This is a genomic window from Streptomyces parvulus (assembly GCF_014648855.1).
GTDB lineage: Bacteria > Actinomycetota > Actinomycetes > Streptomycetales > Streptomycetaceae > Streptomyces > Streptomyces parvulus.
Genome location: NZ_BMRX01000014.1, coordinates 76396 through 93352 on the forward strand (window position 1 = coordinate 76396; position 16957 = coordinate 93352).

At 71.3% G+C, this 16957-nt stretch carries 14 protein-coding genes and 1 tRNA gene; 9 read left to right on the plus strand and 6 right to left on the minus strand.

Annotated features, from left to right (window positions below):
* Positions 1-34: 34 nt before the first annotated feature.
* Genes IE108_RS26535 through IE108_RS26550 form a run of 4 tightly spaced genes read left to right on the plus strand, consistent with a single transcriptional unit; the run spans position 35 to position 4432 of the window.
* Positions 35-967 (plus strand): branched-chain amino acid ABC transporter permease, encoded by a 933-nt coding sequence (locus IE108_RS26535; RefSeq protein WP_064727365.1) that lies wholly within the window; start codon positions 35-37, stop codon positions 965-967.
* A 5-nt stretch (positions 968-972) separates the two neighbouring features.
* Positions 973-2799, plus strand: a complete 1827-nt coding sequence (locus IE108_RS26540) for a branched-chain amino acid ABC transporter permease (protein ID WP_064727366.1) — start codon at positions 973-975, stop codon at positions 2797-2799.
* A gap of 5 nt (positions 2800-2804) precedes the next feature.
* Positions 2805-3719, plus strand: coding sequence for an ABC transporter ATP-binding protein (locus IE108_RS26545; RefSeq protein WP_064727367.1), 915 nt, complete (start codon positions 2805-2807; stop codon positions 3717-3719).
* Positions 3716-4432: an ABC transporter ATP-binding protein gene (locus IE108_RS26550; RefSeq protein ID WP_064727368.1), complete on the plus strand. Its 717-nt coding sequence runs from the start codon at positions 3716-3718 to the stop codon at positions 4430-4432. Before IE108_RS26545 ends, IE108_RS26550 begins: the two co-directional genes overlap by 4 nt.
* 65 nt (positions 4433-4497) lie before the next feature.
* Here the strand turns inward: IE108_RS26550 and IE108_RS26555 are convergent, their stop codons facing one another.
* Positions 4498-5154: an ANTAR domain-containing response regulator gene (locus IE108_RS26555; protein WP_064727369.1), complete on the minus strand. Its 657-nt coding sequence runs from the start codon at positions 5152-5154 to the stop codon at positions 4498-4500.
* A gap of 101 nt (positions 5155-5255) precedes the next feature.
* Between IE108_RS26555 and IE108_RS26560 the strand changes: the two genes are divergently transcribed.
* Positions 5256-5329, plus strand: a tRNA-Leu gene (locus tag IE108_RS26560).
* 59 nt (positions 5330-5388) lie between these two features.
* On the opposite strand, the gene pyk is transcribed toward IE108_RS26560, so the two are convergent.
* Positions 5389-6819, minus strand: coding sequence for a pyruvate kinase (gene pyk, locus IE108_RS26565; protein WP_064727370.1), 1431 nt, complete (start codon positions 6817-6819; stop codon positions 5389-5391).
* A 237-nt stretch (positions 6820-7056) separates the two neighbouring features.
* Between pyk and IE108_RS26570 the strand changes: the two genes are divergently transcribed.
* On the plus strand, positions 7057-8865 hold the full coding sequence (locus IE108_RS26570) for a bifunctional metallophosphatase/5'-nucleotidase (RefSeq protein ID WP_064727371.1): 1809 nt from the start codon (positions 7057-7059) through the stop codon (positions 8863-8865).
* 21 nt (positions 8866-8886) lie between these two features.
* On the opposite strand, the gene IE108_RS26575 is transcribed toward IE108_RS26570, so the two are convergent.
* The 3 genes from IE108_RS26575 to IE108_RS26585 form a co-directional block, all read right to left on the minus strand.
* Positions 8887-10293 carry a lysine N(6)-hydroxylase/L-ornithine N(5)-oxygenase family protein gene (locus IE108_RS26575; protein WP_064727372.1) on the minus strand — a complete coding sequence of 469 codons (1407 nt, stop codon included), beginning with the start codon at positions 10291-10293 and terminating at the stop codon, positions 8887-8889.
* A 164-nt stretch (positions 10294-10457) separates the two neighbouring features.
* Positions 10458-12956 carry an aminopeptidase N gene (gene pepN, locus IE108_RS26580; protein ID WP_064727373.1) on the minus strand — a complete coding sequence of 833 codons (2499 nt, stop codon included), beginning with the start codon at positions 12954-12956 and terminating at the stop codon, positions 10458-10460.
* A 102-nt stretch (positions 12957-13058) separates the two neighbouring features.
* Positions 13059-13391: a chorismate mutase gene (locus tag IE108_RS26585; protein WP_064727374.1), complete on the minus strand. Its 333-nt coding sequence runs from the start codon at positions 13389-13391 to the stop codon at positions 13059-13061.
* A 123-nt stretch (positions 13392-13514) separates the two neighbouring features.
* On the opposite strand from IE108_RS26585, the gene IE108_RS26590 reads away from it, so the two are divergent.
* Together IE108_RS26590 and IE108_RS26595 are read left to right on the plus strand one after the other, a co-directional pair.
* Positions 13515-14411, plus strand: a complete 897-nt coding sequence (locus tag IE108_RS26590) for a hypothetical protein (RefSeq protein WP_064727375.1) — start codon at positions 13515-13517, stop codon at positions 14409-14411.
* A gap of 27 nt (positions 14412-14438) precedes the next feature.
* Positions 14439-15071, plus strand: a complete 633-nt coding sequence (locus tag IE108_RS26595) for an SIMPL domain-containing protein (protein WP_064727376.1) — start codon at positions 14439-14441, stop codon at positions 15069-15071.
* Between the two features lie 19 nt (positions 15072-15090).
* Here IE108_RS26595 and IE108_RS26600 read toward each other — a convergent pair whose 3' ends face one another.
* Complete coding sequence (locus IE108_RS26600) at positions 15091-15813, minus strand: vWA domain-containing protein (RefSeq protein ID WP_064727377.1); 723 nt, start codon at positions 15811-15813, stop codon at positions 15091-15093.
* Positions 15814-15993: 180 nt separating this feature from the next.
* Between IE108_RS26600 and IE108_RS26605 the strand changes: the two genes are divergently transcribed.
* Positions 15994-16905: a chitosanase gene (locus IE108_RS26605; protein WP_064727378.1), complete on the plus strand. Its 912-nt coding sequence runs from the start codon at positions 15994-15996 to the stop codon at positions 16903-16905.
* Positions 16906-16957: the final 52 nt, after the last annotated feature.

Here is a 16957-nt window from a genome sequence, read left to right on the forward strand (position 1 = left end):
CGTCGATAGTTCCGAAAGTCTCGGAGGACATGCGGTGAACGAACTGCCGCAGCAGCTGGTCAACGGCCTGCTACTGGGATCCATGTACGGGTTGATCGCCATCGGCTACACAATGGTCTACGGCATCGTCCAGCTCATCAACTTCGCCCACGGCGAGATCTTCATGACCGGCGCCTTCGGCGCGCTCACGGTCTACATATACATTTTGCCCGACGGCACCTCCATGCTGATCGCGCTGCCCCTGATGCTCATGGGCGCCATGGTGGTCTCCGTCGCCGTCGCGGTCGGGGCGGAACGGTTCGCCTACCGGCCGTTGCGCGGCGCCCCCCGCCTCGCGCCGCTGATCACCGCGATCGGCCTCTCGCTCGCCCTCCAGCAGGCGGTGTGGGCCTGGTACCCGCACGCCAAGTCGGCGCGCACCTTCCCGCAGATCGACGGCGGCCCCTTCCACATCGGCAGCGTCACCCTCCAGACCGGCGACGTCTTCCTGCTCATCGCCGCCCCCGTCAGCATGGCGATCCTGGCCTACTTCGTGATGCGCACCCGCACCGGGCGCGGCATGCAGGCCACCGCCCAGGACCCGGACACGGCCAAGCTGATGGGCGTCAACACGGACCGCATCATCGTGGTCGCGTTCGCGCTCGGCGCCGTCTTCGCCGCCGTCGGCGCCGTGGCCAACGGCCTCAAGTACGGCCAGATCGACTTCAAGATGGGCTTCATCCTCGGCCTCAAGGCGTTCACCGCGGCCGTCCTCGGCGGTATCGGCAACATCTACGGCGCCATGATCGGCGGTGTCGTCCTCGGCATCGCCGAGACCCTGGCCACCGCCTACATCGCCGACATCCCCGGCCTGGACAAGTTCGGCAGCCAGTCCTGGGCCGACGTATGGGCCTTCATCCTCCTCATCCTCGTGCTGCTGTTCAGGCCGCAGGGCCTGCTCGGCGAACGCGTTGCGGACAGGGCGTGACACCGATGACCACACAGACCACAGCTCCGAAGACCTCCGGCGGCGTCGCCGGGGACGGCTCCACCGGCCTCATCGGGATCCCCGCCCACCTCGGCCGCGCCCTCGCCACCGGCGGCGGCCTGCTCACCGTCGTCTCCACGTTCCTCGCCTGGACCTGGACCGCCGAGTTCCCCGGCGACCTCACGGTCTACGGCTACCCGGGCGGCCTCCAGGTGCTGGTGCTGATCGCCGGCGCCCTCACCACCCTGCTCGGCCTCGCCTCCTACGGCGTCCGGGGCCTGGGCTGGCTGGTGCCCGCGGGCGCCGACGCGGCCCTGAAGTTCGCCGCGCTCTCCGCCTTCGCCACCACCTGGTACACGGTCATCGCGATCAGCGCCCAGCTCGGCGGACTCGTCAACCTGGAGCCCGGCGCCTACGTCGCGGCCGCGGCCACCCTCGTCGCCTTCCTCGGCGCGCTGGCCCTGCCCTTCGAACGGCCCGAGCCCGACCCGTTCGACCCGGACGACACCGGCTGGGAGCAGTTCAAGCACACCAGCGGCAACAACTGGCAGACCGTCAAGGCGGCCTTCGCCTCCGGCACCCCGCGCACGCTGCGGCCGCTGCCCTCGTACGTCGAGATCCTGATCATCGTCGCCGTCCTCGCCGTCGCCCTGCTGGTCTTCACCTACGGCATCGGCACCGAGTACGACGAGCTGTTCGTGGGCTTCCTGATCACCGCGGGCCTCGGTTTCGCCGCCCTCAACAAGGCCGGTCTGATCGCCCAGGCCACGCAGATCACCTCCCGGCACACGAACATCACCGTCTGCGGCGCGTTCATCGCGGCGGCGTGCTTCCCCTTCACCCAGACCGACGACCAGTACGCCACCCTCGGCGTCTACATCCTCATCTTCGCCACGGTCGCCCTCGGCCTGAACATCGTCGTCGGTCTCGCCGGCCTGCTCGACCTCGGGTACGTCGCCTTCCTCGGTGTCGGCGCGTACGCCGCCTCGATGGTCTCGGGCTCGCCCAGCTCCCCGTTCGACCTGCACCTGCCCTTCTGGGCCGCGGTCCTCGTGGGCGCCGCGGCCTCGCTGGTCTTCGGTGTCCTCATCGGCGCCCCGACCCTGCGGCTGCGCGGCGACTACCTCGCCATCGTGACGCTGGGCTTCGGAGAGATCTTCCGGATCACCGCCAACAACCTGGACGGCACCTCGGGACCGGACGTCACCAACGGCTCCAACGGCATCTCGTCCATCCCCGATCTCAACGTCCTCGGCTTCGACCTCGGCGTCCAGCACGACATCGGCGGATTCACCATCGGCCGGTTCGCCAACTACTTCTTCCTGATGCTCATCATCACGGCCGTGGTCGTGCTCGTCTTCCGGCGCAGCGGCGACTCCCGAATCGGCCGCGCCTGGGTCGCCATCCGAGAGGACGAGACCGCGGCGCTCGCCATGGGCATCAACGGCTTCCGGGTGAAGCTGATCGCCTTCGCGGTCGGCGCCACCCTCGCCGGGCTCGCGGGCACCGTGCAGGCGCACGTCACCTACACCGTGACGCCCGAGCAGTACCTCTTCGCCGGCACCACCCCGCCCAACTCGGCGTTCCTGCTCGCCGCGGTCGTCCTCGGCGGCATGGGCACCATCGCGGGTCCGCTGATCGGCGCCTCGCTGCTCTTCCTGATCCCCAACAAGCTCCAGTTCCTCGGCGACTACCAGCTCTTCGCCTTCGGACTCGCGCTCGTCCTGCTCATGCGCTTCCGTCCGGAAGGTCTCATCGCCAACAGGCGGAACAAGCTGGAATTCCACGAAGAGGCCGAAGCGCCCACCACCCTGAGCAAGACAGGGGCCTGACCACCATGACCACCGACACCACCACCAGGGACACCGCCCCGGGCGCCCCCGCCCCCGGCACCACCGTCCTCGACGCGCGCGGCGTCACCATGCGCTTCGGCGGACTGACCGCGGTGAACAACGTCGACCTCACCGTCAACAGCGGGGAGATCGTCGGTCTGATCGGCCCCAACGGCGCCGGCAAGACCACCTTCTTCAACTGCCTGACCGGCCTCTACATCCCGACCGAGGGCGAGGTCCGCTACAAGGACCGGGTGCTGCCGGCCAAGTCCTTCAAGGTCACCGCCGCCGGCATCGCCCGCACCTTCCAGAACATCCGCCTGTTCTCCAACATGACGGTGCTGGAGAACGTCCTCGTCGGCCGCCACACGCGGACCAAGGAGGGCTTCTGGTCGGCCGTCCTGCGCGGACCGGGCTTCCACCGGGCGGAGAAGGCCTCCCGCGAACGCGCCGAGGAGCTGCTGGAGTTCGTGGGCCTGGCGAGCAAGGCCGACCACCTCGCGCGCAACCTGCCCTACGGCGAGCAGCGCAAGCTGGAGATCGCCCGCGCCCTCGCCAGCGAGCCGGGGCTGCTGCTCCTGGACGAACCGACGGCCGGCATGAACCCGCAGGAGACGCGGGCCACCGAGGAACTGGTCTTCGCCATCCGCGACAAGGGCATCGCGGTCCTCGTCATCGAGCACGACATGCGGTTCATCTTCAACCTCTGCGACCGCGTCGCCGTCCTCGTGCAGGGCCAGAAGCTCGTGGAGGGCGACAGCGCGACCGTGCAGGGCGACGAGCGCGTCATCGCCGCCTACCTCGGCGAACCCCTGGAGAACGACCCCGGTGCCGCGGAGGCCGCCGAGGTGGAGGCCGCCGAGGCGGCCCAGGCCGACGCCTCCTCGGACACCTCGGCCGGCAAGGAGAACGACCGATGACCGCACTGCTCGAGGTCGAGGACCTCCGCGTCGCCTACGGCAAGATCGAGGCCGTGAAGGGCATCTCCTTCAAGGTCGACGCCGGTGAGGTGGTCACCCTCATCGGCACCAACGGCGCCGGCAAGACCACCACCCTGCGCACGCTGTCGGGCCTGCTCAAGCCCGTCGGCGGTCAGATCAAGTTCGGTGGCAAGTCGCTCAAGAAGGTGCCGGCGCACCAGATCGTCTCCATGGGGCTCGCCCACTCGCCCGAGGGGCGGCACATCTTCCCCCGTATGACGATCGAGGACAATCTGCGTCTCGGCGCCTTCCTGCGCAGCGACCGCGCGGGCATCGAGAAGGACATCCAGCGCGCCTACGACCTGTTCCCGATCCTCGGCGAGCGCCGGAAGCAGGCGGCGGGCACCCTGTCCGGCGGTGAGCAGCAGATGCTCGCCATGGGCCGCGCCCTGATGTCCCAGCCCAAGCTGCTCATGCTCGACGAGCCCTCCATGGGCCTCTCCCCGATCATGATGCAGAAGATCATGCAGACGATCGCCGAGCTGAAGTCCCAGGGCACCACCATCCTGCTCGTCGAGCAGAACGCCCAGGCGGCGCTGTCGCTGGCCGACCACGGCCATGTGATGGAGGTCGGCAGCATCGTCCTGTCCGGCAGCGGGCGGGAACTGCTGCACGACGAGTCGGTCCGCAAGGCCTACCTCGGCGAGGACTGACACCCTCCGCGCAAGCGAGAGGCCCGCGCCCCCTCGGGGTGCGGGCCTCTCGTGCGTGCGGGGTGTCAGCCCTTGGCCGCCTTCTTCTCCTCGGCGTCCTGGATGACGGCCTCGGCCACCTGCTGCATCGACATCCGGCGGTCCATGGAGGTCTTCTGGATCCAGCGGAAGGCGGCCGGCTCGGTCAGTCCGTACTCCGTCTGGAGCACCGACTTGGCCCGGTCCACCAGCTTCCGGGTCTCCAGGCGCTGGCTGAGGTCGGCGACCTCCTTCTCCAGCTCCCGCAGCTCCGTGAACCGCGAGACGGCCATCTCGATCGCCGGGACGACGTCGCTCTTGCTGAACGGCTTCACCAGGTACGCCATGGCACCCGCGTCCCGGGCCCGCTCCACCAGGTCGCGCTGGGAGAACGCGGTGAGCATCAGCACCGGCGCGATGCTCTCCTCGGCGATCTTCTCGGCCGCGGAGATGCCGTCCAGCTTGGGCATCTTCACGTCGAGGATCACCAGGTCCGGCCGGTGCTCGCGGGCCAGCTCCACGGCCTGCTCCCCGTCCCCGGCCTCGCCGACGACGGAGTAACCCTCCTCCTCCAGCATCTCTTTGAGATCCAGCCGGATGAGCGCCTCGTCCTCGGCGATGACGACACGGGTCGTCAGCGGAGGCACGTGCGACTTGTCGTCGTCGGGCACGTCTACGGGCTGGGGCGACTCGGGGGAGGTCACGTGAGCTCCTAGTTCGGGGCAGGGGTACCGCTGACAAGAGCCTACCTAGCTCCTGTATCTTTGAGTCACCGAGGGGCTACACTCACCTTCGGTTCGAAGAGGCTCCGGTAGTCCAATCGGCAGAGACGATGCCCTCAAAAGGCATTCAGTGTGGGTTCGAGTCCCACCCGGGGCACTTTACCTTCATTTCGAAGGCATCCCTCATGTCCGGCCCGCATCCGCCGGAGCACCCGTTCAGCGGTCGTCCTCCCCGATGCGGTGCACCCGCACCAGGTTGGTCGTACCCGAGACCCCGGGCGGCGAGCCGGCCGTGATGACCACGACGTCACCCTTCTCGCAGCGGCCGTACTTGAGCAGCAGCTCGTCCACCTGGTCGACCATCGCGTCCGTGGAGTCCACGTGCGGGCCCAGGAAGGTCTCCACTCCCCAGGTCAGGCTCAGCTGCGAGCGGGTGGCCGGCTCCGGCGTGAAGGCGAGCAGCGGGATGGGCGAGCGGTAGCGGGAGAGGCGGCGGACGGTGTCGCCGGACTGGGTGAAGGCCACCAGGAACTTCGCGCCGAGGAAGTCGCCCATCTCCGCCGCGGCCCGCGCGACCGCGCCGCCCTGGGTGCGGGGCTTGCTGTGCTCGGTCAGCGGGGGCAGGCCCTTGGCCAGGATGTCCTCCTCGGCCGCCTCGATGATCCGGGCCATGGTGCGCACCGTGTCGGTCGGGTGCTTGCCGACGCTCGTCTCGCCGGACAGCATCACCGCGTCCGTGCCGTCGATGACCGCGTTGGCGACGTCGGAGGCCTCGGCGCGGGTGGGCCGGGCGTTGTCGATCATCGAGTCGAGCATCTGGGTGGCGACGATGACGGGCTTGGCGTTGCGCTTCGCCAGCTTGACCGCGCGCTTCTGCACGATCGGCACCTGCTCCAGGGGCATCTCGACGCCCAGGTCGCCGCGGGCGACCATGATGCCGTCGAAGGCCGCGACGATGCCCTCGATGTCCTCCACGGCCTGCGGCTTCTCGACCTTGGCGATGACGGGGAGGCGGCGGCCCTCCTCGTCCATGATGCGGTGCACGTCAAGGATGTCCCGCCCGCTGCGCACGAAGGACAGCGCGATGACGTCGAAGCCGCTGCGCAGGGCCCAGCGCAGGTCGTCCTCGTCCTTCTTCGACAGGGCGGGGACGGACACCGCGACGCCGGGCAGGTTGAGGCCCTTGTGGTCGGAGACCATGCCGCCCTCGATCACCGTGGTGCGGACGCGGGGTCCGTCGACGCCGGTGACCTCCAGGCAGACCTTGCCGTCGTCGACGAGGACGCGCTCACCCGGGGTGACATCGGCCGCGAGACCGGCGTAGGTGGTCCCGCAGGCGTGCCGGTCGCCGGCGACGCCCTCCTCGGTGGTGATGGTGAAGCTGTCGCCGCGTTCAAGGAGTACGGGACCCTCACCGAAGTGGCCGAGGCGGATCTTCGGACCCTGAAGGTCGGCGAGGGCGCCGACGCTGCGGCCCGTCTCGTCGGACGCCTTCCGGACACGGCGGTAACGCTCTTCGTGCTCGGCGTGGGTGCCGTGGCTGAAATTGAAGCGGGCGATGTCCATTCCGGCGTCGACCAGGTCCTTGATCTGGTCGTACGAGTCGGTGGCGGGCCCAAGGGTGCAGACGATCTTTGCTCGGCGCATGGGTCGAGCCTATGACTTACCGACGGGTAGTGAATTGGCCACGTATGACCACTCAACAACCTTTGAGTAAAGGGCTATTGACAAGTGTTGAATTGTGCGCCGGGGCGCTCCGATGAGCATTCCGGGCGGTTCTTATCGCGCCTTTCGGGCAATTGAGCGACCCCCTGTTGACAGGCGAGGCGATCACGCAGGAATCTACGCGCGTTGTTGATGCCGTGCCGTCAAGGAGATCCCGCCATGCCGCTGAACCGCCGGAAGTTCCTGAGCAGGTCCGCCGTGACGGGGGCGGGGGTCGCGCTGGCCGGCGCGGCGGCTGTCCCGGCGGCCGAGGCGGCGCCCGCCGGGCACCGGGGCGGCCGCCGGCCCAAGCGGTACGCGCTGACCGTGCTGGGCACCACCGACCTGCACGGCCACGTCTTCAACTGGGACTACTTCAAGGACGCCGAGTACACGGACGCGGCGGGCAACGCCCAGGGCCTCGCCCGGATCTCCGCGCTCGTGAACCGGGTCCGCGAGGAGAAGGGCCGCCGCAACACGCTGCTGATCGACGCGGGCGACACCATCCAGGGCACGCCGCTGACGTACTACTACGCGAAGGTGGACCCGATCACCGCCAAGGGCGGCCCGGTGCATCCGATGGCCCGGGCGATGAACGCGATCGGGTACGACGCGGTGGCGCTCGGCAACCACGAGTTCAACTACGGCATCGAGACGCTGCGCAGGTTCGAGGAGCAGTGCGACTTCCCGCTGCTCGGGGCGAACGCGGTCGACGCGAAGACGCTGCGGCCCGCCTTCCCGCCGTACTTCATGAAGACCTTCCGGGTGAAGGGCGCCCCGCCGGTCAAGGTGGCCGTGCTGGGCCTGACCAACCCCGGCATCGCCATCTGGGACAAGGCGTACGTGCAGGGGAAGCTCGCCTTCCCGGGGCTGGAGGAGCAGGCGGCGAAGTGGGTGCCGAAGCTGCGCTCGATGGGCGCCGACGTGGTCGTCGTCTCGGCGCACTCCGGCTCCTCGGGCACCTCCTCCTACGGCGACCAGCTGCCGTACGTCGAGAACGCGGCGGCCGACGTGGCGAAGCGGGTGCCGGGCATCGACGCGATCCTCGTCGGGCACGCGCACGAGGAGATCGCGGAGCTGAGGGTCGTCAACGAGGAGACCGGGAGGACCGTCGTCCTGTCGGAGCCGCTGTGCTACGCCGAGCGGCTCACCCTGTTCGACTTCGAGCTGGCCTTCGAGCGGGGCCGGTGGCGCGTCGAGTCGGTGCAGGCGTCGCTGCGCAACACGAACACGGTCGCCGACGACCCGAGGATCACCCGGCTGCTGACGGACGAGCACGAGAAGGTCGTGGCGTACGTCAACCAGGTCGTCGGCACCGCCACCGAGGTGCTGACGACGGTGGAGGCGCGGTACAAGGACGCCCCGATCATCGACCTGATCACCAAGGTGCAGGAGGACGTGGTCCGGGAGGCCCTGAAGGGCACGGAGTACGCGGAGCTGCCGGTGCTGGCACAGGCCTCGCCCTTCTCCCGGACCTCGCAGATCCCGGCCGGCGACGTGACCATCCGGGACCTGTCGGGCCTGTACGTGTACGACAACACGCTGGTCGCGAAGGTGCTGACCGGCGCGCAGGTGCGGGCGTACCTGGAGTACTCGGCGGAGTACTACGTCCGCACGGCCGCCGGGGCGGCGGTGGACGTGGACAAGCTGACCAACGCCGGCGGCCGCCCGGACTACAACTACGACTACGTGTCGGGGCTGACGTACGAGATCGACATCGCGCAGGCGCCCGGGTCGCGGATCCGGAACCTCGCCCACGCGGGCGCTCCGCTCGCCGACGAACAGCGGTTCGTGCTGGCGGTGAACAACTACCGGGCCAACGGGGGCGGCGCCTTCCCGCACGTGGCGTCGGCCCCGGAGCTGTGGGCGGAGTCGACGGAGATCCGCACGCGCATCGCCGAGTGGGTGACGGCGAAGGGCGTGCTGGACCCGAAGGACTTCGCGTCCGTGGACTGGTCGCTGACGCGGGACGGCGTGCCGGTGTTCTGATCCCGGGGTGCCGGGCGGGCCTCAGACTCCGTCCACCAGGGGGGTGAGCGCGACGGGCCGGCGCGCGGACGGGATCTGCGGCCGGCCCTGCTCCAGCCCGAAGGTGGTGAAGGCGGTGCGGCCGGGCAGGGGGTAGGGCTCCTGCCCGGTGAGGTCGTTGAGGATGGTCGCGCTGCGCCAGGCGGCGAGGCCGAGGTCGGGGGCGCCCACGCCGTGGGTGTGCGTCTCGGCGTTCTGGACGTAGACGGAGCCGCTCACGCAGGGGTCGAGCAGGAGGCGGAAGCGGTCGTCGACGCGGGGGCGCTCGCGGCTGTCGCGCCGCATGTAGGGGTCGAGGCCGGCCAGGACGCGGCCGAGGGGGCGCTCGCGGTAGCCGGTGGCGAGGACGACCGCGTCGGTGGTGAGGCGGGAGCGGGTCTTCTGCTCGGCGTGCTCCAGGTGGAGTTCGACCCGGGTGGTGGCGACGCGGCCGGCGGTGCGGACGTGCACGCCGGGGGTGAGGACGGTGTCGGGCCAGCCGCCGCCGAGGGTGCGGCGGTACAGCTCGTCGTGGATGTCGGCGGCCGTGGCGGCGTCGATGCCCTTGTGCAGCTGCCACTGGGCGGCGACGAGGCGGTCGCGGACGGGTTCGGCCAGGCCGTGGAAGTACCGGGTGTAGTCGGGGGTGAAGTGCTCCAGGCCCAGCTTGGAGTACTCCATGGGGGCGAACGCCTCGCTGCGGCCCAGCCAGTGCAGCCGTTCGCGGCCGGCGGGCCGGTGGCGGAGCAGGTCCAGGAAGATCTCGGCGCCGGACTGGCCGGTGCCGATCACGGTGACGTGCCCGGCGGCGAGCAGCGCCTCGCGGTGGTCGAGGTAGTCGGCGGCGTGCAGGACGGGCGCGCCGGGAGCGTCCACGAGGGGGCGCAGCGGGTCCGGGACGTCGGGTTCGGTGCCGACGCCGAGGACGACGTTGCGGGCGTGGGTGCGGCCGAGGGCCTCGGCCTCGCCCTCCGCGCCGAGCTGGGTGTAGTCGACCTCGAACAGGCCGCGTTCGGGGTTCCAGCGGACGGCGTCGACCTGGTGGTGGAAGCGCAGCGAGGGCAGGCTCTCGGCGACCCAGCGGCAGTAGGCGTCGTACTCGGCGCGCCGGATGTGGAACTGCTCGGCGAAGTAGAAGGGGAAGAGGCGGTCTCTGGCCCTGAGGTGGCTGAGGAAGCTGTAGGGGCTCGATGGGTCGGCGAGGGTGACCAGGTCGGCGAGGAAGGGCACCTGCACGCGCGCGCCCTCGATGAGCAGGCCGGGGTGCCAGTGGAAGGCGGGGCGCTGGTCGTAGAAGACGGCGTCGAGGCCGGCCAAGGGGTCGGCGAGGGCCGCGAGGGAGAGGTTGAAGGGGCCGATGCCGATGCCCACGAGGTCGCGGGGGGCGTCGTCGGGCGCGGTGGCGTTCATCGCGGGGCGGGTCCTTCCAGGGAGCTGTCCACGGGGGCGCGGGGGCTGGGAGCTCCAGCTTGGACGCGAACGCGTGAGTACGCCCGGACAGCCCAACGATCACACCCGAAAGGGTGTACGCCCGCGGCCGGTCCCCCTCCGGGTGGGACCGGCCGCGCAGGGGATCAGCGCGGGTCCGCCTCCCGCACCCGCAGCGCCCGCGCCAGGTCGTCCAGCTGGTCGGCGAGCTTGCGGCGCAGGGCGGGGATCGGCCCGGCGTCGGCGAGGCACTCGCGCCCGAGGCGGAGGTTGGTCTCGTCGACGGCGTGGCCGGGGAAGGCCCACCGGCCGGCCGCGTCGGCGATGGCGGGGCCGCGGCGGGCGGCGACCGCGACGGCCTCGGCGTAGTAGCGGGGTACGTAGTCCCGCACCAGGTCGGCCTGTTCGGGCTGCCAGAAGCCCTGGGCGGTGGCGGTGAACAGGTAGTTGGAGAGGTCGTCGGTGGCGAACATGGCCTCCCAGGCCCGGCTCTTGGCCTCGGCGTCGGGCAGCGCGGCGCGGCAGCGGGCGGCGCCCTCCTGGCCGGTGGCGCTGGGGTCGCGGGCGAATTCGGCGGCGATGGCCGCCTCGTCGGTGGCGCCGAGGACGGCGAGGCGGGTGAGGATGCGCCAGCGCAGCTCGGGGTCCAGCTCCGGGCCGCCGGGCACGGTGCCGTCGGCGAGCCAGGCCGCGATGGTGTCGGGGTGGGCGGCGGTGGCGATGCGGTGGCGCACGGCGATGAGGCGCAGCCCGGGGTGGTCGCCGTCCTCGGTGCGGCGGATGAGGTCGCGGCACAGCTCGGTGAGGGTGGACAGCGCGGCGGGCCGTCGCCCGGGGTCGACATACCGGTCGGCGACCTGGCCGGCGGCGAAGGCGAGGACGCCGTCGACGAGGGCGAGGTCGGTCTCGTGCGGCAGGTGGGCGCGGGCGATGTCCAGGTAGGTGCCGGCGGGCAGCTCGCCGTCGCGCACGGCGTCCCGCAGGGCGTTCCAGACGACGGCCCGGGTGAGCGGGTCGGGCAGCCCGGACAGGCCCTCGCGCAGGGTCCGGAAGGACTCGGCGTCGAAGCGGACCTTGGCGTAGGTGAGGTCGCCGTCGTTGAGGACGACCAGGGCCGGGAGCTTGCCGATGGGCCGGGGCCCGGCCTGGGGCAGGTCGACGTCGAGGCGTTCGCGCAGCGTGAGGCGGCCCTCGTCGGTGAGGTCGCGGTCGTAGAGGCCGACGGCGACGCGGTGCGGGCGGCGGCCGGCCCGGTCGACGTCGAGCAGGCGGCCGCCGTTGTCCCCGGTGACGCGCGGGGTGAGGGTGTCGACGCCGGTGGTGCGCAGCCAGGCGTCCGCCCAGGCGTGGACGTCGCGGTCGGTGGCGGCGGCGAGGGAGTCGATGAAGTCGCCGAGGGAGGCGTTGCCGAACCTGTGCCGTTCGAAGTGGATGTTGATGCCCGCCAGGAAGTCCTTCTCGCCGAGCCAGGAGACGAGCTGGCGCAGGGCGGAGGCGCCCTTGGCGTAGGAGATGCCGTCGAAGTTGAGCAGGGCGGAGGCGGTGTCCCCGACGTTCTCCGGGGCGACGGGGTGGGTGGAGGGGCGCTGGTCGGCGTCGTAGCCCCAGGCCTTGCGGGTGACGCCGAAGTCGGTCCAGGTGTCGGTGAAGCGGGTGGCCTCGGCGGTGGTCTGGTAGCCCATGTACTCGGCGAAGGACTCGTTGAGCCAGATGTCGTCCCACCACCGGAGGGTGACGAGGTCACCGAACCACATGTGGGCCATCTCGTGGGCGATGACCATGGCCCGGGTCTGCCGCTGGGTGTCGGTGACGGCGGACCGGAAGACGAACTCGTCGCGGAAGGTGACCAGCCCGGGGTTCTCCATGGCGCCGGCGTTGAACTCGGGGACGAAGGCCTGGTCGTAGGAGTCGAAGGGGTAGGGCTCGGTGAACTTCTCGTGGTACCGGTCGAAGCAGGCGCGGGTGACGTCGAGGAGTTCTCCGGCGTCCGCGTCGAGGTGGCGGGCGAGCGAGCGGCGGCAGTGGATGCCGAAGGGCAGGCCGCGGTGCTCGGTGCGCACGGAGTGCCAGGGGCCGGCGGCGACGGCGACCAGGTAGGTGGAGATCAGCGGGGTGGTGGCCGCCGTCCAGCGCCCGTCGCCGGTGTGCTCGGTGACGCCGTTGGCCAGCACGGTCCAGCCCTCGGGGGCGGTGACGGCGAGGTCGAAGACGGCCTTGAGGTCGGGCTGGTCGAAGGCGGCGAAGACGCGCTGCACGTCGTCGAGGAACAGCTGGGTGTAGAGGTAGGTCTCACCGTCGGCGGGGTCGGTGAAGCGGTGCATGCCCTCGCCGGTGCTGGAGTAGCGCATGGCCGCCTCGACGCGCAGCTCGTGCTCGCCGGGGGCCAGGCCCTTCAGCGTCAGCCGGTTGTCGTCGAGGGCCGCGGGGTCCAGCGGCTGTCCGTCCAGGGTGACGCCGCGCAGCTCGGCGGGCTTGACCTCGACGAAGGTGTCCGTACTGTCCGTGTCGCCGCGGACCGTGAAGCGGATGGCGGTACGGGACTCGAAGGTCTCGTCCCCACCCGTCAGATCGAGGTCGATCGCGTAGTGGTGGACGTCGAGGAGCCGGGAACGGGTCTGCGCTTCGTCGCGCGTCAGTACGGACATGCACGACATGCTGCCTGATGCCGTCGGCAGGGCACAGGGGCGGTTCGCTACGCGGAGAATGTCCGGCGCGCGCCCCCGGCGGGCGGGGGCGCGGTCGCCGGGTCAGCCGGAGGCCGAGCTCTCCGCGATGCGCTCGTGGTGGTGGATCACCTCGGCGATGATGAAGTTCAGGAACTTCTCGGCGAACGCCGGGTCCAGCTTGGCGCTCTCGGCGAGGGCGCGCAGCCGGGCGATCTGCTTCGCCTCCCGGGCCGGATCTCCGGGGGGCAGCTGGTGGCGGGCCTTGAGGTGGCCGACCTGCTGGGTGCACTTGAAGCGCTCGGCGAGCATGTGGACGACGGCCGCGTCGATGTTGTCGATGCTGTCCCGCAGCCGGGTCAGCTCCTCGCGGACGGCGGGGTCGACTCCATCGGTACCGGTGCTGCTGGTGGTCATGGGCGCCAACCCTAAGGGCGCGGCCGCCGCGGGCGCAGACCGTCTCAGGCGCTGAACGCCGTACAGTCGTGGTGGGAGTCCTCTCGGAGTGGACACGGCGTCCACGCGTCTTGGGGGTCGGGCGTGGCGAACGGCGGACCGGTCGAGCACGGCTTCCCGCACCTGGAGACGGTGCGGGAGGCGGTCACCGCGCTGTACCGGCGGCTGTCGTACGACACCGTGCGGACCTTCTCCGCGAGCGTGGCCCCGGCGGACGTGGCCTTCTGCGACACGGACGACCTGTACCTGGGCACGCAGCGGGTGGCCCACGAGCTGGTGCGGCACTACCGGCTGCCCGACGCCCGCATGATCGTCTCGTTTCGCGAGATGACGCACGCGGCGAACGTGGAACTCACGGCGGGCCCCGAGTACTTCATCGAGCTGAACGACCGGTTCCGCACTCATCGCCGGGACATCGGCGCGGCCCTCGCGCACGAGGTGATGCACGTCTACCTGCACCGCCTCGACCTGTCCTTCCCCGGCACCCGGGACAACGAGATCCTCACCGACACCGCGACGACCTACCTGGGCGCCGGCTGGCTGCTCCTGGACGCCTACCGTCAGGACGCGGCGTCCTCGCAGAAGCTGGGGTATCTGACCCCGGAGGAGTTCGGGTACGTGCTGGCCAAGCGGGCGCTGGCGTTCGGCGAGGACCCGTCGGTGTGGTTCACCAGTCCGCAGGCCTACACGGCGTACGGCAAGGGGATGCGGCGGGCCCGCCAGGACGAGCAGCAGCCGCCGCTGACCGCGGCCGGCTGGGCGGGCCGCCGCCGGTACGCGCGCGAGCGCCGGCACGCGCAGGACGCGCCCGCCGCGGGGCAGGCGGCGGACGTGCCCTACCGCTTCGCGCCGCAGGAGCGCGGACCGCTGCGGGTGTCGTTCCCCTGCCCGACCTGCCACCAGCGGATCAGGGTGCCGGTGCGCGGACGGGTGCGGGCGCGGTGCGGGCTGTGCCGGACGGTGCTGGAGTGCGACACCTGACAGGGCCGTCCCTGCTTCAATGCCGGTATGACAAAGGCCATCGAAGAGCCCTGGGGCGTCAGTGTGTCCGGCACCGGCACGGTGCGGGCCGAGCCGGGACTGGCGCGGGTGCAGCCGGCCGTGGACGTGCTGGAGTCCTCGCCGGAGCGGGCGTTCCAGCAGGCGGGAGCGGCCGTCGCGCGGCTGCGGGAGGTCCTGCGGCGGCACGGTGTGCCGGACGCGGCGGTCTCCGGCTCCCGGCTGGGGCTCAGCTCGGAGTACGACGGCCACGGAAGTGAGCGCAGGCTCCTCGGCTACCGGTGCCAGGCCTCGTACTCGGTCGAGACGCGGGCGCTGGACGACCTGGAGCGGCTGATCACGGACATCGTCGACGCGGGCGCCCACCGGATCGACGGCGTCGAGTTCGACGTGCTCGACGAGCAGGCGCTGCGGGACGAGGCGCGGCGCCGCGCGGTGGCCGTCGCCCGGCGCAAGGCGCAGGTGTACGCGGAGGCGGCGGACGTGCGGCTGGGCCCGGTGCTGCACATCCAGGACGTGGAGGCGGAGCCCTTCGCGCACTTCCGCGCCGCCAAGGCCGGCGGCGGCGGGGCGGGCGCCCTGGCGCCGGGCGCGGTCGAGGTGTCGGCGGAGGTGGTGCTGGGCTTCTCGCTGCGCCACTGACCCCGCCTCGCCCCGTCCGCTACGGCCGTACGATGCCCTGCGCGCGTGCGGCCGCCAGCCACGCGGGGAACTCGCCCACCAGCCGGTCGTACAGCTCGGCGTCGGTGGTCCGCCGCGGGTCGGGGCCGGCGTGGAAGAAGCCGGCGTTGTCGACGACCCGCTTGTGCGGCACGCCCAGTTCGTCGAGCCGCCGCAGGTACTCGAACTGCCGGCTGCCCGGGTCGCCGAAGCCGACGAACTGCCAGAACAGCGGCAGCGGGGCCGCCTTGCACAGGTAGCGCTCCGCCGCGAGCCGGTTGACCGGTCCGCCGTCGGTCTGGAAGACGACCAGGGCGGGGTGGCGGGCGCCGCTGTCGAGGTAGTGGTCGATGACGGCGTCCATGGCCAGGTGGTAGCTGGTCTTCCCCATGTGCCCGAGTCCGGCCACGATCCGCTCGATCCGCCCTTCGTGGTCGGCGAGCGCGATCTCGGTGACCGCGTCGACGTCCGTGGAGAAGAACACCACCGGCACGGTGCCGTCGTCGTCGAGGTGCGCGGAGAGTCCGAGCACCCGGTCGGCGAGGGCCTGCACGCTGCCGTCCTTGTAGTACGGCTTCATGGAACCGGAGTAGTCGACGACGAGGTAGACCGCGGCCCGCGTCCCCTCCAGCCCGTGCTTGGCGAGCGACACCCCGGCGCTCAGGTACGGGTCCACCAGCGCGGGCGCCGACTCGCGCACCTTGGTCAGGCTGATCGCGGCCATCCGTACTCCCCCGTCGTCCCCGGCACACGGCTTCCGGCTGCCGAGACTACGGCACCGCGCACCCCGCCGACCGGGCCGTCCACCGGCGTTCGCTATTTTGTTCGCCGCCGTCCCCACCGGCGGTGACGGCCATGATCCCGGCGCGCGGAGCGCCGTACCTACAGGCGGAGGTTTCCCGCGATGAGACGTGCCGGTGTGCTGCTTCTGGGGGCCGTTCCCCTGATCGCCGCGGGGGTGTACTTCGTGGTGCCGGCGGACCCCGGGGAATCCGGCGGCGGCGCGGAACCCGCGGCCGCGGCGCCCGCCCCCACCTCGCGCGAGGACGCCAAGGGCCGGGCCGAGCGGGAGCGGGCGGCGGACGACGCGCTGATCGCCGGGCTGCCGCCGGGGCTCGCCGCGCCGGCCAAGAAGGAGCTGGCCCAGCGGCTGGTGTCCAGCGCCGAGAACTCGACCACCGAGTGGCGCACCGCGTACGGCACGATCGAGGACCTCGGGGACGGGGACGGGTACACCGCGGGCATCATCGGTTTCTGCACCGGCACCCACGACCTGCTCACCCTGGTCGAGCGCTACACCGAGGCCGACCCGGACAACGGCCTCGCCGCCTACCTGCCGGCGTTGCGCGAGGTCGACGGCACCGACTCCCACGAGGGCCTGGACCCGGGGTTCACGGCGGCCTGGCGGGCGGAGGCGGAGGTCCCCGCGTTCCGCGAGGCACAGGAGGAGGAGCGGGACCGGGTCTACTTCGACCCGGCGGTCCGCCTCGCCAAGCTGGACGGCCTCGGCACGCTGGGCCAGTTCGTGTACTACGACGCGATGGTCTTCCACGGCCCGGACACGGACGCCGAGGGCTTCTACGGGCTGCGCGAGCGGGCCATGGCGCAGGCGCGGACACCCGCCAGGGACGGCTCCGAGAAGGCCTATCTGGCGGCCTTCCTCGACGTCCGCCGCCAGGCCATGGAGGCCAAGCGCCCGGGCATCGACACCTCCCGCGTCGACACGGCCCAGCGCCGGTTCCTGGCGGCCGGGAACCTGAAGCTGGAGACGCCGCTGGAGTGGGAGGTGTACGGGGACGCCTACCGGGCGCCCTGACACATGCGACGGCGCCTGCCCATCCGGTCGGGGACGGGGCAGGCGCCATCAG

What these genes read in the sequence shown, in the direction of transcription:
- IE108_RS26540 (WP_064727366.1), top strand. Translation starts at nt 973, where the DNA reads ATGACCACACAGACCACAGCTCCGAAGACCTCCGGCGGCGTCGCCGGG.
- IE108_RS26545 (WP_064727367.1), top strand. Translation starts at nt 2,805, where the DNA reads ATGACCACCGACACCACCACCAGGGACACCGCCCCGGGCGCCCCCGCC.
- IE108_RS26550 (WP_064727368.1), top strand. Translation starts at nt 3,716, where the DNA reads ATGACCGCACTGCTCGAGGTCGAGGACCTCCGCGTCGCCTACGGCAAG.
- pyk (WP_064727370.1), bottom strand. Translation starts at nt 6,819, where the DNA reads ATGCGCCGAGCAAAGATCGTCTGCACCCTTGGGCCCGCCACCGACTCG.
- IE108_RS26570 (WP_064727371.1), top strand. Translation starts at nt 7,057, where the DNA reads ATGCCGCTGAACCGCCGGAAGTTCCTGAGCAGGTCCGCCGTGACGGGG.
- IE108_RS26575 (WP_064727372.1), bottom strand. Translation starts at nt 10,293, where the DNA reads ATGAACGCCACCGCGCCCGACGACGCCCCCCGCGACCTCGTGGGCATC.
- pepN (WP_064727373.1), bottom strand. Translation starts at nt 12,956, where the DNA reads ATGTCCGTACTGACGCGCGACGAAGCGCAGACCCGTTCCCGGCTCCTC.
- IE108_RS26585 (WP_064727374.1), bottom strand. Translation starts at nt 13,391, where the DNA reads ATGACCACCAGCAGCACCGGTACCGATGGAGTCGACCCCGCCGTCCGC.
- IE108_RS26595 (WP_064727376.1), top strand. Translation starts at nt 14,439, where the DNA reads ATGACAAAGGCCATCGAAGAGCCCTGGGGCGTCAGTGTGTCCGGCACC.
- IE108_RS26600 (WP_064727377.1), bottom strand. Translation starts at nt 15,813, where the DNA reads ATGGCCGCGATCAGCCTGACCAAGGTGCGCGAGTCGGCGCCCGCGCTG.
- IE108_RS26605 (WP_064727378.1), top strand. Translation starts at nt 15,994, where the DNA reads ATGAGACGTGCCGGTGTGCTGCTTCTGGGGGCCGTTCCCCTGATCGCC.